Annotated in this window: 12 protein-coding genes; 8 read left to right on the top strand and 4 right to left on the bottom strand. The window is 49.6% G+C overall.

Annotated features, from left to right (window positions below; genetic code table 11):
• Nucleotides 1-70: 70 nt before the first annotated feature.
• On the bottom strand, nt 71-2,041 hold the full coding sequence (locus IE181_RS06635) for a S9 family peptidase (protein WP_191251076.1): 1,971 nt from the start codon (nt 2,039-2,041) through the stop codon (nt 71-73).
• A 16-nt stretch (nt 2,042-2,057) separates the two neighbouring features.
• Nucleotides 2,058-4,070 (bottom strand): alpha/beta hydrolase family protein, encoded by a 2,013-nt coding sequence (locus IE181_RS06640; protein WP_191251079.1) that lies wholly within the window; start codon nt 4,068-4,070, stop codon nt 2,058-2,060.
• 302 nt (nt 4,071-4,372) lie between these two features.
• Here IE181_RS06640 and sdhC point away from each other — a divergent pair, with 302 nt between their 5' ends.
• The 5 genes from sdhC (at nt 4,373) to IE181_RS06665 (ending at nt 8,787) form a co-directional block, all read left to right on the top strand.
• A complete protein-coding gene (gene sdhC / locus IE181_RS06645; protein WP_191251081.1) occupies nt 4,373-4,768 on the top strand; it encodes a succinate dehydrogenase, cytochrome b556 subunit in 396 nt (131 codons plus the stop codon).
• Between the two features lie 3 nt (nt 4,769-4,771).
• Nucleotides 4,772-5,155: a succinate dehydrogenase, hydrophobic membrane anchor protein gene (gene sdhD / locus IE181_RS06650; protein ID WP_191251083.1), complete on the top strand. Its 384-nt coding sequence runs from the start codon at nt 4,772-4,774 to the stop codon at nt 5,153-5,155.
• A 3-nt stretch (nt 5,156-5,158) separates the two neighbouring features.
• Nucleotides 5,159-6,946 carry a succinate dehydrogenase flavoprotein subunit gene (sdhA, locus tag IE181_RS06655; RefSeq protein ID WP_191251085.1) on the top strand — a complete coding sequence of 596 codons (1,788 nt, stop codon included), beginning with the start codon at nt 5,159-5,161 and terminating at the stop codon, nt 6,944-6,946.
• Between the two features lie 14 nt (nt 6,947-6,960).
• Nucleotides 6,961-7,737 carry a succinate dehydrogenase iron-sulfur subunit gene (locus tag IE181_RS06660; RefSeq protein WP_191251087.1) on the top strand — a complete coding sequence of 259 codons (777 nt, stop codon included), beginning with the start codon at nt 6,961-6,963 and terminating at the stop codon, nt 7,735-7,737.
• A 291-nt stretch (nt 7,738-8,028) separates the two neighbouring features.
• Nucleotides 8,029-8,787: a substrate-binding periplasmic protein gene (locus tag IE181_RS06665; RefSeq protein WP_191251089.1), complete on the top strand. Its 759-nt coding sequence runs from the start codon at nt 8,029-8,031 to the stop codon at nt 8,785-8,787.
• On the opposite strand, the gene IE181_RS06670 is transcribed toward IE181_RS06665, so the two are convergent.
• Both IE181_RS06670 and IE181_RS06675 read right to left on the bottom strand, forming a co-directional pair.
• Nucleotides 8,784-10,136 carry a sensor histidine kinase gene (locus IE181_RS06670; RefSeq protein ID WP_191251091.1) on the bottom strand — a complete coding sequence of 451 codons (1,353 nt, stop codon included), beginning with the start codon at nt 10,134-10,136 and terminating at the stop codon, nt 8,784-8,786. The two genes, IE181_RS06665 and IE181_RS06670, sit on opposite strands and share 4 nt — an antisense overlap.
• Nucleotides 10,126-11,547, bottom strand: coding sequence for a sigma-54-dependent transcriptional regulator (locus tag IE181_RS06675; RefSeq protein ID WP_191251094.1), 1,422 nt, complete (start codon nt 11,545-11,547; stop codon nt 10,126-10,128). The genes IE181_RS06670 and IE181_RS06675 overlap by 11 nt, the downstream gene beginning before the upstream one ends.
• Nucleotides 11,548-11,809: 262 nt before the next feature.
• On the opposite strand from IE181_RS06675, the gene IE181_RS06680 reads away from it, so the two are divergent.
• The 3 genes from IE181_RS06680 (at nt 11,810) to IE181_RS06690 (ending at nt 16,555) form a co-directional block, all read left to right on the top strand.
• A complete protein-coding gene (locus IE181_RS06680; protein WP_191251096.1) occupies nt 11,810-13,207 on the top strand; it encodes an efflux RND transporter periplasmic adaptor subunit in 1,398 nt (465 codons plus the stop codon).
• A 91-nt stretch (nt 13,208-13,298) separates the two neighbouring features.
• Complete coding sequence (locus IE181_RS06685) at nt 13,299-13,982, top strand: ABC transporter ATP-binding protein (protein ID WP_191251098.1); 684 nt, start codon at nt 13,299-13,301, stop codon at nt 13,980-13,982.
• An 86-nt stretch (nt 13,983-14,068) separates the two neighbouring features.
• Nucleotides 14,069-16,555 (top strand): ABC transporter permease, encoded by a 2,487-nt coding sequence (locus IE181_RS06690; protein WP_191251100.1) that lies wholly within the window; start codon nt 14,069-14,071, stop codon nt 16,553-16,555.
• Nucleotides 16,556-16,567: the final 12 nt, after the last annotated feature.

Below are 16,567 nucleotides of genomic sequence, written 5' to 3' on the forward strand. Positions count from 1 at the left end.
GGGTGACGCAAAAACAAAAGCGGCAGTCTATCTAGACCGCCGCTCAGCAAGTACTAAAAAACTTTCTGATTTACTTCAGATGTTTGGCCAGAAACTTTTCCATTTCCTTCAGCTTTATTAGGCGTGAGGCAGCAGTCACCATATTATGACCGCCATCGTCAATCTCTACATAGGTGCTTTTCTTTTTCTTTTTCTTCAGTTCCTTGTGCATGGCTTCACTTAGTTTGTACTGCACACGGGCATCATCTTTGGATGCCATCAGAAGTACAGGCGCTGCAGTTTTCCCCGCCAGATGATAGGGTGAGATGTCTTTATCGTCGGCCCCTTCCAGTACCATTGACTGGGTCCAGGAGCTACCGCCGATGAAACGTTTATCTTTATTCTTCATTGACGGAATGTTGGTGACACCGTTAACCGATACAGCACAGGCATACAGGCCAGGTTCCTGTATAACCCCCATCAATGCAGAGTATCCACCGTAGGATGCGCCTGCGATACAGACTTTCTGTTGGTCAGATATGCCTTCTTCAATCAGCCACTTGGTTGCGTCAGTGACATCCTGTTGCATTATGCCACCCCACTGTTTGTAGCCTTTGGCAAAATAGGCCTGACCAAACCCGGTTGAACCACGGAAATTCGGACGCAGAACCGCATAGCCGCGGTTGGCTAAAAACTGTGTCCAGTAATCCCAGTCCATATCATCGCGGGCTCTTGGTCCGCCGTGTACCAGAACGACAGTTGGCAAAGCATCTGTTTTGGATTTACCTGCAGGCAACGTCAGATAACTTACTATCGTCTCCCCGTCGCGGGTTGGTATTTCCACCCGTTCTGTTTGCCCCATATGGGCGGGATCAATATCGTTATGGTGCAGTGCAATTTGATTAAGCTTTTTTGCTGTGCGGTCATAGAAGAAATACACACCTGGATCCGTTGGTGTTGTTGACAGGATTATATAAATCTCTTTATCGCGTGCTTTGTTGATGATGCGGTTCACACGTCCTTTCAAGGCGCTGTCAATTGTTCGCTGGACTTTCGCAAGCTCTGGATCAAAATATTTGTAACGGAAATGATCATCCGTATAGGAAACACCAGCCGCAATGCCAGTACTTGGATGCTCAATGACAGTATAAGCGTCATATTGTTCATCATCGAATAATGTTTCGATTACCTGACCTGTGCCAACATTGATCTTAACCAGTGCTTCCCTGCCGTGCTCGCCAGGACCGGTTGCATAGATCACATCATCTTCAATTGTTAGCCCTTCGACATTATAATATTGATACCAGTCTTGGGTTTCCAGGTCTAAATAGTCGCCATTAGCTTGCTTGAAATAGACCTTATAGTCATTCAGACGATTATAGCCGGTGCCCAATTTCACTTCGTGGTTGGCATCTGCGTACCAGCGCTGAACACCGTCGCGACCATCATTCTGCTCTCTGAAAGAGCCATCCCGGATATCAATATATCGGATTTCTGCTCTACCATTTAAATCGGAATCAATGGAAAGTAAAATATGGTTTGGTTCATCTGGAAGCAGGTCAATTATATTATCCTGTATTTGACCAATGAGTCCTGTGTCTCGGGAGATTCTATCTTTTCCAGCTTTGGAACGAGGGCGTGGTTTGACAATCCAGGCAAAATTTTGACCGTCTTTATCAATCGCAGCAAGCCTAGTCATATCAAGCTGTGTTGTGATGCCTCTGGCACGGTCCGTTAGTCGGTAAACAATAAGAAGCCTATCAGCATTCGCCCACATAACCCGGTTGATATCAGCGTTATCGATAGGGGGGATGATGAATGCTTCAGACCCATCAAGTGACTGCACCCGAATATGGCGTCTGCCTTTTACATCCATTGAAAATGCTAGAAACGTCCCATCAGGTGAAAGCTTAGGGCTTTCAAAATCGGGAAGCTGTGCGAATTCTTCCACTGGGATTAATGGAATAGCATCCTGTGCAACAACAGAGGGTGAGGCAAAGTTTGCAGCCAATGCAGAGGCAAGTAAACTGTGTTTAAGCAATTTTAAAAAAGTCCGCTTCATGGGCTTTCTCCAGAGATTATTTTATGAGTTGTTCGGTCAGGAAGGCTTCCAGCGCCTCAAGCGTAGCAAGGCGGGATTCTTCATTGTCCAGGAAGTGATCAGCATGATCGAAGGTGATCAGCTTATTTTGTGGGTTCTGATCTCTGAGCCTCTTGTAGATTTCATCGCTGTGGATATAAGGCACAACAGGGTCATCCTTCGCATGGATTAACAGCACAGGTGCCTTGATTTTATCTGCCTGATGGTAGGGCGATACGTCTTCCGCATCCATTCCGTCGGGGATAATTGTTTCGCGGTAAGACTTGCCGCCAATAAATTTCCTGGCGTTCCTGATCATGCGCTCAAGATTTGCCACACCGTTAATGGAAACAGCGCAGGCATATAGGTCAGGCTCCTGCGCAGCGCCCATCAAGGCAGCATAACCGCCGTAGGAGGCACCAACGATACATATGCGATCAGGGTCGGCGTAACCATTGTCAATCATCCAGCGGGTTGCGTCGGTAACGTCCTGCTGCATTTTTCTGCCCCACTCGTTTTTACCCATGTTTTCATAGGCTGCACCGTAGCCAGAAGACCCGCGGAAATTGGGCTGTAATACTGCAAACCCGCGGTTGGCAAGAAACTGAACCCAGTAATCATAGTCCATGGTGTCGCGTGCATGGGGGCCGCCATGCGGCATAATCACCGTTGGCAGGTTTTTGTCGCCGTATCCTTTTGGCAGGGTTAGATAGGAAGGCATGACCAGCCCGTCCCGTGCTGCTATGTCAACGCGCTGAACGTCGGATAAGACTGAACGGTTTACACGGGTCGCCGTGCCAATGGATGTCAGGCCCTTGGTTTTCATATCCAGAACATAATATTCACCTTCTTCCTGCGGTGAACTGAACCGGAACAGGTAAATCTGTTTTTCCTGATTATAGTCAACAAGGGTGATGTCGCCCCCGGGCAATAAAGAATAGACTTTCTTGATCAGGGCATTCAGGAATTTGTTGGTCATGACACGGCGGTACACATCATCCGTGTAGACATATGCTTTAATTTCATTGTTGTTGTCGAACTGCACATTTGCCAGATCAACATCTTCAAGGAAAAAGACTTCTTCTGTTATTTCAGCTTTGCGAATGTCATATTTCACCAGCCCCATGCGGCCTTCAGAGTTTGGGGCAAGGGCATAGGCCAGGCGTGGGTCGTTCGTGAAACGGAGGAACTGAAAGTTACTGGCTTCCAGATAAGAGGTGTCTTCAATATTATCCCAGTCATCTGTGTCTGGGTCTTTGTAGATATAACGCCTAGTTTTATTATCATCCCTGTAGCCCCATCCCATGCGTGGTTCTTTTTGGGCATCCAGCCACCAATGTTGGATCGCCCCTCTTGATGCCTGATAGCGCTTGAATTTCCCGTTCCGGACATTGACTTTGCGTATTTCTGCGTCGCCGTCCCGGTCACTGTCGATCTGTTGAAGAATATGGTCCGGGTCATCTCGCAGGTGGCTTAGGACTCTATCTTTGAACTGGGCAGGAGACGTTGTATAACCTCTCTTGCGCTGCTCCCTGTCTGGCTTTGCCATGTCGACCCATTCTTTGCCGTCTTTGGACACGCTAAACATGGCTGTTCTGACGTATTTCACAAATGGATCATCGCTGGTAAAGCGATAGGAAATAAGAAGTTGGTCATTATTTGCCCAGGTAAACCAGGCGATATCGGCATCCCTGATAGGCGGTATCACGACAAGGTTATCGACAGTAGCCACACCGCGTGGGTGGATGAAGAGATGTTTGCGCCCTTCGTGCGGCGTAATGTAGGAAATATGCTCTGCGTCCGGCGACATTTCTATCTGTTGAAGAGACGGCAGTTCGGCAAAAAGTTTTGCCGGGATTTTTGGTGGTTTGGCTTCTGCGGAAACTGCGGTTTCGTCCGCATAAGCAGTACCGGACGGTAGTGCCACTTCAGGAAGCGGTAGCATGCTACACGCTACAGTTAAAGTTACAGTGTATAGAATACGAAATGAATGCCGTATGTGCATCGACATCAGACCCCCCAATCAAATGTGCAAAACATATGGGAAAGCCATCCGAGTCGAGTCGTATATCCTATCCCCAAAGTTTATTGGTAGCACCGGGTAGGTGGTTTTGCAACCCACGCTAATATTTTATCGCGTAGAGGCTGGGGAAAAGTGTGCAGGTGCAAAAAAAAATATAAGATCTGCCTTGCTCTACAGACACGTAGCAGTATAAAAGTGGCAATTATACATGCCGGTATACCCGCATAGATTAGGTCAACATGTTGTGGGTGTACGGGTTAACTTTAAACTTTCTGTTCAGGGGAATGTTCATGGCACAGGCTAATCGCCCGCTATCTCCACACCTGCAGGTCTATCGCTGGGGCGCGCACATGATGGCGTCCATTATGCACCGGGCAACCGGTATGGCGCTAGCTGTAGGGAGTATCATCCTGACATGGTGGCTATTTGCGCTCGCTTCCGGGCCAGAATATTTTGCCGTTGTTCAGGCTTGTTTGTCTTCACTTTTTGGTCGTTTGGTTCTTTTTGGTATTACGTTTGCGCTGATGCAGCATCTTGCATCCGGTATCCGCCATCTTTTCATGGACGCAGGTAAGCTGTACGACCTGAAAATCAATTCGCTGACGGCACGTCTGACATTTGTATTTTCCATTCTGGCGACAATCGGTATCTGGGTTGCGGCCTATAAAATTTTGGGAGGTCTATAGATCATGTCTGATTTAAGAACACCCCTTGCGAAAGTACGTGGCCTCGGTTCTGCCAAAGGCGGCACACACCACTGGATGATGCAGAAAGTAACGGCACTGGCGAACATTCCGCTCGTTCTGTTTGTTGTTGTGTCCTTTGTCGGCAATGTTGGCAAATCACATGCTGACTGGGTTGCGTGGTTCAAACAGCCACTGGCTGCTGTGATTATGATCCTGTTCGTCCTGAACACGATGCACCATTTGCGTCTTGGTCTTCAGGTTGCGGTCGAGGATTATGTACCAAGTCACGGTAACAGAACGCTCGTTATCACACTTATTAATTTTGTCGTTGCGATCCTCGCGGTTCTCAGCGTCTTTTCTATTTTACGCATAGCATTTGGGGGATAAAATATGTCCAAGAGTTATCCCGTTACAGAACATACTTATGACGCGGTTGTCGTCGGTGCCGGTGGTTCCGGCCTGCGCGCGACAATGGGCCTTGCTGAAGCTGGCCTGAAGACAGCGTGTATTACAAAAGTTTTCCCAACCCGGTCCCATACCGTTGCAGCGCAGGGCGGTATTGCCGCGTCGCTTGGTAATATGGGCAAGGATACCTGGCAGTGGCACATGTTTGACACGGTCAAGGGGTCTGACTGGTTGGGCGATCAGGACGCGATTGAATATATGGTGCGCGAAGCCCCTGCGGCTGTGTACGAGTTGGAACATTACGGTGTTCCATTCTCCCGTACTGAAGAAGGCAAGATTTATCAGCGCGCCTTCGGCGGCATGACGACCGAGTTTGGGGAAGGCCCTGCGGCTCAGCGTACCTGTGCTGCTGCTGACCGTACCGGACACGCAATGCTGCACGCGCTCTATCAGCAGTCTTTGAAGTACGAAAGTGACTTCTACATCGAGTATTTCGCTATCGACCTGATTATGGAAGACGGCGAATGTCGCGGTGTGATTGCCATGAATATGGAAGACGGCTCCATCCATGCTTTCCGCAGTCAGGCAACGGTACTGGCAACGGGCGGTTATGGTCGCGCCTATTTCTCTGCAACATCTGCGCATACCTGTACAGGTGATGGTGGCGGCATGGTTCTGCGTGCCGGTCTGTCCCTGCAGGATCTGGAATTTGTTCAGTTCCACCCAACGGGTATTTACGGTGCGGGTGTTCTGATTACAGAGGGTGCACGCGGCGAAGGCGGCTATCTTCTGAATTCAGAAGGTGAGCGTTTCATGGAGCGGTATGCACCGTCGGCAAAAGACCTGGCATCCCGTGATGTGGTATCCCGCTCGATCAGTAACGAAATTCGTGAAGGTCGCGGCGTTGGCCCTAACAAGGACCATATGTATCTGCATCTGGATCACCTTGATCCTGCAGTACTGGCGGAACGGTTACCTGGTATTTCTGAATCTGCGAAAATTTTCGCGGGTGTTGACGTGACCAAGCAGCCAATTCCGATTATTCCAACGGTCCACTATAATATGGGCGGTATTCCAACCAACTATCACGGCGAAGTAATCAATCCAACGCCGGACAATCAGGATAATACTGTCCCTGGTCTGTTCGCGGTCGGTGAAGCGGCGTGCGTATCTGTTCACGGTGCAAACCGGTTGGGTAGTAACTCCTTGATTGACCTTGTTGTGTTTGGTCGTGCGATCGGTAAACGTGTGCCAGAACTTGTTAAAGCGGGTGCGACACAGAAACCACTGCCCTCCGGCTATGCTGACATGGCGCTTGGTCGTCTTGATGCGGCACGCTATGCTGATGGTGCAATCTCTACAGCTGATCTGCGTCTTGAAATGCAGCGTACGATGCAGGGCAAATGTGCGGTATTCCGTACTGATGAGCTTCTAGATGAAGGCGTTAAAGAGATTGATGCGGTTGCTGCCAAGCTAGGCGATGTCAAGACATCAGATCGTGGCCTTGTCTGGAACAGTGACCTGATCGAAACTCTCGAGCTGGATAACCTGATGGGGCAGGCTGTATTGACGATGCATGCAGCGTCTAACCGTAAGGAAAGCCGCGGTGCACACATGCACGAGGATTATCCGGATCGTGATGACAAAAACTGGATGAAACATACAGTGCAGTGGTTTGATGGCAAGAATGTCAAAATCGGCTATCGGGAGGTGCATAATTATACGCTGACCGAAGAAGTCGAATACATCAAACCTAAAGCGCGTGTGTACTAGGAAGGATTGGACGAATGGCTGAATTTACACTTCCTAAAAATTCAAAAATCGGCAAAGGCAAAACTGTCAAGGCCGATGGTGCATCCAACGTTAAGAAGTTTAGCGTTTACCGTTGGAACCCGGACGATGGTCAGAACCCGCGCATGGATACTTTCGAAGTGGACATGGACAATTGCGGGCCAATGGTTCTGGACGCGCTGATCAAAATCAAGAACGAGATGGATAGCACACTGACTTTCCGGCGCTCTTGTCGTGAGGGTATTTGCGGTAGCTGTGCCATGAATATTGATGGCACTAACACGCTTGCATGTACGAAGGCGATTGACGATGTGAAAGGCGAGGTCAAGATCACACCTCTGCCGCACCGAGAGGTTGTGAAGGATCTGGTTCCTGATCTGAATGATTTCTATGCACAGTATGCGTCGATCAAGCCGTGGATGGAAACACAAAGTACAACACCTGAGAAAGAGCGTCTGCAGTCTGTTGAAGACCGCGCCAAGCTTGATGGTTTGTACGAATGTATTCTGTGTGCCTGTTGTTCTACCAGTTGCCCAAGTTACTGGTGGAATGGGGACAAATACCTCGGGCCGGCTATTCTTCTGCAGGCGTATCGCTGGCTTATTGACAGCCGTGATGAGAATACGGGCGAGCGTCTTGACGACCTTGAAGATCCGTTCCGCCTGTATCGCTGTCACACGATCATGAACTGTGCGAACGCATGTCCGAAGGGCCTTAACCCTGCGAAAGCGATTGCAGAGATCAAGATTATGATGGCAGAACGCCACGGATAAACAGCTCCCAGTTTTTGGTATGCCTGTTAAATTTTTTGAGAAGCCGGGTTACCCCCGGCTTTTTTCATGGCTTGCGTCCGAAGGCAGTATTTTCGCCTGATTCGTGTGGTGCATGCTGATTTGATTGGTTGTATAAAATACAATCCGTGAAGATTTCAGAAATGTTTCCAACCGGTTATCAATGTGAGCGTGCTTCCCCTTTTTTTGTTTACCATTCTTGTTTATACAGCCGCCCTTGTTGCCGAGTATATGGTCTGGTTTCGTTGTGGTTTTTGCGCTGAAGGATAGATTTTGATCAAAATATGCTGCCAGAGACTAAAGTTCGGCTTCTGTCATATTTTACTGGTCCTGCTTTTCACTTCATTTGAGTCTACTTCGCTGTTTGCAGAAGATAAGATTCGTGTTGGGGAGAGTTATTCAAATCTATACAGCCATGTTTGGACGCGCGTGCTGGATGAGGCAGAGATCAATGCAGAATTCGTCCTTCCGCCCCATACGCGTAAACGTCGTATGTTTGTTGCTGGCGACCTGATCCTTGATTGTTGTTCTGCGCCGGTTTGGCGTATCGAGCCGGAAGAGGTGGAAACTCAATTACATACTATTCCGCTGCTTAATCTTCAGGAAGTCTATGTTTTTCGTAAAGGTGGCGTGCGTCCGATAACGATGAAATCATTTGAATTGCTGCGTATAGCGATCGTGCGTGGTTTTTCTTACGAGCAGGACGAGGTTTTTACCAACGTAATTCAGGGTGGCACCAAGCGGGATGCACTTGAACTGGTAGCAGCCGGACGCGCTGATTTTACCATTATGGATGAACGGGAATTTAAAGCCTATATGGACGTGTCTCCCTTACCTCTTGAAATAGGTGGTGTGCATTCATCCTTACCTTTGACTGCACGGGTACACAAATCACGACCAGATCTGTTGCCCCGGCTGAACGCGGCGATCAAGCGATTGCAAGACAGAGGGGAAATTGCTGCAATCGTCGCAGATATTGAGAAGAAGGCGGCTGCGGTTGCCGCCGAGCGCATTGATGGGGCGAGCCCCTAGAATGTCAGGGTGAATTTAGCCCCGCCTTTCTCTGCTGTGGTGACTGTGACAGTTCCGCCGTGGGAAATCATGACCTGCCTTGTTAACGCTAGCCCGACACCCGACCCGTCTCGTTTCGTCGTGAAAAATGGGACGAATATTTTTCTGGCCAGATCAGCAGGAATGCCAGGGCCATTATCGGATATTTCAATACAGACATGACCCCGCTTGTTCAGGCGCCCACCAAGGGTAACAATTGCACCTTCTCGACCGGTTAAGGCTTGTTCAGCATTTTGAAGGATATTGATCAATACCTGTTCCAGCATGTTCCGGTCGGCAATGATATCCAGTTCTGATGGTGCAATCTGTATAGAAAGGGCGATACCTTTTTGCTCCCAGTCACGGGTGACCAGGTTTGCAACATGCCCAAACAGGTCAGACAAAAGAATGGCGCTTTTCTCGGGGGCAGGCAGACGTGTCAGACGGCGATAGCTTTGAACAAAGTTCATCAGCGCGTCTGATCTGCGTGCAACGGTTTTAACCGCATCATGAACATCGTCCAGGTCTTCCACCAGATCAGGGTGGTTGGTGATTTTAGCGCGGACATCATCCACCAGGTCGGCGGATGTCTTGGCAAGCGAAGCCACCGGGGTAATACTATTCATGATCTCGTGGGTCAGAACGCGCACCAGATCCTGCCATGCCTGCAACTGGGCTACATCCAGTTCACTTCGGATATCCAGCAAGCTTATAAGCCGCTCGGCATGGCCACCAATGATGATCTGTGTGGCTGAAATGGTCAGGTTCTGTGCCATGCCATCAACTTCAAAGTCCACGAGCCTGCGTTCGCCGGCCTTGATAACAGTGACATTTTTTGCAAAGTCTTCGCCGAACTGACCTAGGTCTGGAACTTTGGTGACATGGACGGTTCCAAACAGGCGGCGGGCTGAATTGTTCCATACTGTTATACTACCGTTTGCATGAAGAGAAATTAGCGGCACGGGCACATGCTCGATCAAGGCTTTCAGGTGGCGCAGTTCTTCTTCATGGCTTGTACGCTCATCTCTGAAACGGTCCAGAATGGCGGTGAATGTTTCACCAAGGTCATCAAAACCGGCGCCAAGGCTTTTCATGTTAAACCGTTGACCAAAGTCAGCGTACCGTGCCGCATCAAGAAAGCGGTTCACCTCCGCATTTGTTTTGCTGATGAACCGGTATGTTTCCATCGTCAGGCTGATGACGATGATCAGGACCAGCAGGGTCGCAGCGTGATAGCCTGGCAGGGAAATCAAAAAAACGAGCGCAGCCAGCCCCGCGATGATGAAAGCCTGACGAATAACCAGCAGAAGGCTAAATCTTTTAAAGCCCATGTTTTTCCATCCTTCTATATAAGGCGGCGCGTGTCAGCCCCAGTTCTTTTGCCGCATGGGATATATTAAAGCGATTTTTTTTCAGTGCCTGTTCGATGGCTCTGCGTTCCAGTCTTTCCAGGTTCAGATCATTTGTATCTATGCTTTCAGTCTCGGCCGGGGCAGAGGGCGCAGATAGCCCAACCACAGTACCTGGCTGGTTGGGCTGTGCTTCAAGGACAAAGTCTTGCGGTTCAAAGCTGTCTGTTTCCGACAGGATAACTGCCCGTTCCAGCGCATGGCGCAGGGCGCGAATATTGCCCGGCCAGCCATAGGACTTTAGCGCGTCCATTGCCTGTGCGGAGAATGGTTTCACGTCTTTGCCGTACTTGCGACAGTAGAATGCTGCATAATGCTTGGCTAGCGCCGGGATGTCGGCTGCACGGTCACGCAGGGGCGGCAGTTTGACTTCAACAGTATTTAGCCTGAACAACAAATCCTGCCTGAAGGTGCCTTCATCCAATAATTTCTCTTTCGGTAGGTTGGTTGCAGCAATTACCCGGATGTCCAGGGGTATTTTCTTGTGAGACCCAACGGGAGAGACTTCCCGCTGTTCCAGTACTGTCAGTAGTTTTGCCTGCAGGTGAAGGGGCAAATTGCCAATTTCATCAAGAAAAAGGGTGCCACCATTCGCAGCTTCCAGCTTCCCGACACGGTCTTCGTGCGCATCGGTGAAGGAACCTTTCTTGTGGCCAAACAGTTCACTTTCAAACAGGTTCTCTGTCACTGCCCCAAGGTCGACGGTCATCATAACATTGTTTGACCGTTTTGACTGGGCATGCAGTTCCCGTGCGATCAATTCTTTACCGGTTCCGTTCTCGCCCAGGATCAGGACATTGGCATCGGTGGGCGCCGCCCTCTTGACGACAGACATGACGTCTTTCATGGCTTTTGACGATCCAATGATCGGTTGGCTGGCCTTGGTCGCAGCCTCAGCCAGCACACGATTGGTCTTCTTGAGGGTTTCTGCTTCTGACCGTGATTGGCGTAATTTGACAACAGTAGAAAGGGTCGCAACCAGCTTTTCGTTTTGCCAGGGTTTGGCGACAAAGTCGGTTGCCCCTTTTTTCATAGCCTCTACCGCAACACCGACGCCGCCATGGGCGGTGATCATCACCACGATGGCATTGGGGTCGAGTTCCAGAATACGTCCAAGCCAGAAGAAACCCTGCTGGCCAGAGGATTCGCCAGGGCCAAAGTTCATATCCAGCAAAATGGCATCAAAGGTTTGTTCCGCCATCAGATCCGGGATTAATTCCGGTTTGTTGCAGGTGATGACGTGGCCATAGTGCCTTTTCAGCAAAAGTTTGCCGGCGGTTAAGATGTCTTCATCGTCATCAACAATCAGAATTTTCCCTTTGGGTTCCGACATAACTGGCACTTTCCTTTATATGCTGCGCTTGATGTTTTTAAAACTGTTCAGAAGCGTACAGCGCGTGTTCGATATCGTACAGAAAAAACTGTTCAAAAATGAACACTTTATAATTTTTCTATATATTACAGCGCTTTATTAAATGGCATGAAGCTTGCTGTAATAGGGGTAGGTTGAAGCAAGCGAGATAAAAAGAGCCAGCAAGGCCATACTCAACCACACGATAGCAACGGTAGACAATAAAATGGGTACAGTAACAAAAATGACAGATACAGCAGCGGGTAAAGATAATAAGCCCAAAAAAACCATTGTTATGCCAGGGAGCAAGACAAAAAGTGGCGGTAAAGAGCCCAAGTCACCACAAGCGAGTAATCAGTCGAATACCAGAACCCCTGGGGGGGCGGTAACTGGTGCAGGGATGGACCGAAAAATTGAGGTCAAAAAAAATCCGCTTAAAACTTATGGGGTGCCTGCGGCTGCGGTCGTGGCACTTCTATTCGTTGGATACATGTTCTTGGGTGGTCCGGGTGGCCGTTCCCTGAAGGTAACCAGCGACCGTATTAGTATTTCAGAAGTAACTAGCGGCGTCTTTGAGGACTTTATCCCGGTGCGAGGACGGGTGGAGCCATTGAAGACGGTTTATCTTGATGCGGTTCAGGGAGGCCGTGTTGAGGAAATTCTGGTTGAAGATGGTACTATGCTTCGTGCCGGGCAGCCACTTGTGCGCCTGTCCAATTCCGATTTGCAGCTTAATGTTATGGGGAATGAAAGCCGGGTCATGGAGCAGTTAAATCAGATGCGTGATCAGGAACTGCGGCTTGAACAGAACCGTTTGGGCCATAAGCGCAATCTGATTGAACTGAACTACCGGATTGGCGTTCTAGAGCGCGATATCCGACGCCAGGAAGAGCTGGTTGCGCAGGGTTTTACCGCCGCTCGTGATTTCGATGAAAAGAAGCAGGAGCTGGAATATCTGCGACAGCGCCGCGATATTACCATGGAAAGCCAGGAGTCTGACGAACGGATGATGGTTAGCCAGCTTGCCTTCTTCCGGGATAAGTCGGAGCAGCTTGAAGATAACCTGAATTTCGCACGAAAAAGTCTGGATGATCTGAATGTGAAGGCGCCTACGTCTGGCAAGCTTTCTGGATTTGATCTGGAAATTGGTCAAAGCATCAGCCGCGGCGAACGGATTGGTCAGATTGATGACCCTGACCGCTTTAAACTTACGGCCCTGATTGATGAATTTTATCTGGGGCGCGTTGGTATCGGGCAGGTGGCTGTGTATGAAGGATACGAGCTGGCTATTTCCAAGATTTATCCTGACGTTGAAAACGGCCAGTTTGAAGTGGATATGCAGTTTGCTGAGGGCACAATGCCAACGGACATTCGCCGCGGTCAGACAATTCAGACAAAACTAACACTGGGAGATAGCTCGGAAGCCGTGCTGATCCCGAACGGTGCCTTTTTCCAGGATACTGGTGGAAACTGGATTTTTGTTGTGACAGCTGATGGCACCGAGGCCGTTAAACGTAATGTGCGCATGGGCCGCCGGAATACCCGCTATATTGAAGTACTTGAAGGGTTAGAGGTTGGTGAGCGCGTAGTGACATCACCGTACACCAGTTTCAGGGATATGGACCGCCTGAAGCTGAATTAATAATAATTCAGGTCCGAGTTAACGACAGCGGCATCGGGATGATTGGGGGCAAACCCGCCCGGGCTCAGATAAGCGAGAAAAGGAAACAAACATGTTGAAACTACATAATTTGTCCAAAGTATACCGTTCTGATGAGGTTGAAACGGTCGCCTTGAACAGTATTAATATTGAGATTGAGCAAGGGGAATTTGTTGCAATCATGGGGCCGTCAGGGTGCGGTAAATCTACCCTTCTGAATATCGTCGGGATGCTTGATAGCCCATCAAGCGGTGAATATATTTTCATGGACGAGGATGTAGCTGGATACTCAGAAGCCCAGCTTAGCGAAATCCGTAAACACAATATCGGCTTCATTTTCCAGAGCTTTAACCTGATTGATGAATTGACAGTCGAAGAGAATATCGAGCTGGCCCTTCTATACCACAATATCCCTGCCTCAGAGCGCAAGGCACGGGTAGCAAAGGTGATGGACAAGGTCGGTATCGCACACCGGGCAAGTCATATGCCTAGCCAGCTTTCCGGTGGTCAGCAGCAGCGTGTCGCAGTGGCGCGGGCGGTGGTCGGCGACCAGGCAATGATCCTGGCGGATGAGCCAACAGGTAACCTTGATAGTGCGCACGGGCAGGAAGTGATGGAAATGCTTCAGAGCCTGAACGAGGAGGGCACAACTATTGTGATGGTTACCCATTCACCAGCACATGCTGATTATGCACGCCGCACCATCAATCTGTTCGATGGTCACGTGGTGACAGAAAACCTCCGTGCTGCGGAGTAATTGCTGCTGACAAAGCGACTTTGCGGTGAGGGCACCCATAAAAAAATAATCGCCCTCCCGCACTACAACAAATGGCGAGGATTATCATGTTTCAGAACTATGTGAATATTGCATTCCGGAATCTGTTCAAGCACAAATTGTACAGCCTGATTAACATACTGGGTCTTGGTGTGGGACTGGCTGCCTGTATCCTGATCACGATGTTTGTTCGGGATGAGTTGAATTACGATACATTCTGGTCAAATGCTGACAGTATCCAGCGCATGCATACAACGTTCAATGTACCGGGTCGGGAGCCATTTGTAACCGTTGTGGCAATGGGGCCTGCCAAAGAGGCAATCACCACATATTTTGATGAAGAAATCGAATATTCAACCCGTTTTAACGGGCTGCGCCCCATTGTGAAAATTGGTGACAAGTCGTTTGACGAAAATGTCCACTGGACAGATCCAGAGACGGCTGAAATTTTTGATTTTGACATGATAAGCGGTGATATGCGCGAGACACTGCGCGATACCTCGTCCATCGCCATTAACGAAACTATGGCTAAAAAATACTTTGGCGACCAGGACCCGATGGGCAAAGTGATGACCCTGACGGTATATGGCCTGCAGCGGGACTATCGGGTTACAGCAGTCTTCAGGGACCTTCCCCATAATACGGTTCTGGACTTTCAGGCGCTGGTGAAAATTGTCGAAAGTGATTTTGAGGAAAACTTTTCGTTTCTCTTTAGCCAGTGGTTTTCAGTCAATAACAACCTCTTCTTTAAATTGCGGGACGGTGTGAACCCGGAGCGTGTCACTGCGCGCTGGGATGAGTTCGCAGATAACGGTGTGGCACTACCGCTCCAAAGCCTTAGAGAGGGGACGAAGCCATCAGACTTTATCAAGTTTTCCAGCATGCCGATCAAAGATATTCAGTTGAACGCCGTTGGTGGCGGTGAGATGAAGCCAACAGGCAGTATGATGAATGTAATCATCTTCTCTTCCATTGCTGCCTTGATCCTTGTGATCGCCTCTATCAACTTTATGAATTTGGCAACGGCAAAATCGACCCAGCGTGCGCGCGAAGTCGCCCTGCGAAAGGTGCTGGGTGCCAGCAGAGTACAGTTGTTGTTCCAGTTCCTTGGTGAAAGTATCCTTCTGGCGCTGTGTGGTCTTGTGCTTGGCTTGGTACTGGTAGAGCTTACCTCGCCTTTGTATTCTGACTTTATCGGCAAGGATCTGGTTTTCAGCTATGTTGACCCTTTCAACCTGTCTATAATTGTTGGTCTTGTCCTGACGGTTGGTATTGTCGGCGGGATATACCCGGCTGCGGTAATCTCCGGCTTCCGTCCTGCACAAGTGTTAAAGGCCAATAAATCTGCAGAAACATCGGGGTCAGCTGCGCTTCGCAGTGGGTTGGTTATTTTCCAGTTTGCCATTTCTATCGCCCTGATCATTGCGGCCGCAGCCGTTTATGGCCAGCAGAAATATGCGACAAATATTGATCCCGGGTTTAATCGGGAAAATCTGATTGCGATCCCCGGCGTTAGCCGTCGTGGAATGGTGGAGAACCAGCAGGCCTTCAAGGAAGAGGTGCTGCGTTTGCCGGGTGTTGTCTCTGCTGCGTACAGCTTTGACCGGCCGTCTACAGGGAACGAAAGCAATGTTTCAGTGACGATCCCGGGCGCAGAAACAGACCAGAGCATTCTGATAGGACGGCAGGATATCGATTTTGATTTCGTTAGCACGTATCAGATTAAATTGCTTGCAGGTCGTCTGTACGACCGAAATGTCGCCCGCGATTCCTGGCCGTCAACAGAAGGCGTGGAAGCAGGACAGATATTGGAAGCCAATATTCTGGTCAATAAAACGGCCCTTGCAAAACTGGGTTTTGGTACACCAGAGGAAGCAATCGGCCGCGTTATTCGGATTGGACGCGGAGAGCAACGTCAACAGGACATGACAATCATCGGCGTTCTGGACGATACCAAGTTTCAGTCGGTACGTCGTCAGATGCGCCCGGAACTTTATCCGCTAAGTGACAGCAGCTATCTGAATCTGACAGTGCGCTACAGCGGTGACGGTGCAGCGATGGCTGATCAAATACGGGCAATATGGGAGCGCATTGCGCCGGATGTGCCGTTTAACTTTGAATTTGTGACGGAGTCTGTCCTGCAGGAATTCACAGAGGAAGAGCGGACAGCAACCTTGCTGGCGGTTTTCTCAGGCCTGGCGGTTCTGGTGGCATGCCTTGGCCTTTACGGACTGGCAAGCTTTACAGCAGAGCGCCGAACCAAGGAAATTGGCGTGCGAAAGGTCATGGGGGCGACTGTTCTGGATATTGTGCGTCTTCTGTTGTGGCAGTTCTCGCGTCCGGTGTTGATTGCCAATCTTATTGCATGGCCGGTGGCACTTTGGGGTCTATCCAGCTGGCTGGAAGAGTTTCCATACCGGATGGACTTTTGGATGTTGCTGCCAATGTGTGCAGGCGCTGGGGCTATTGCTCTGATTATTGCCTGGGGCACTGTTGGCGGTAATGCGGCCAAGGTGGCACGGCGAAACCCAATCACAGCCCTGCGCTACGAATAAAATGATCCCCGG

The organism is Kordiimonas sediminis (genome assembly GCF_014656395.1).
GTDB lineage: Bacteria > Pseudomonadota > Alphaproteobacteria > Sphingomonadales > Kordiimonadaceae > Kordiimonas_A > Kordiimonas_A sediminis.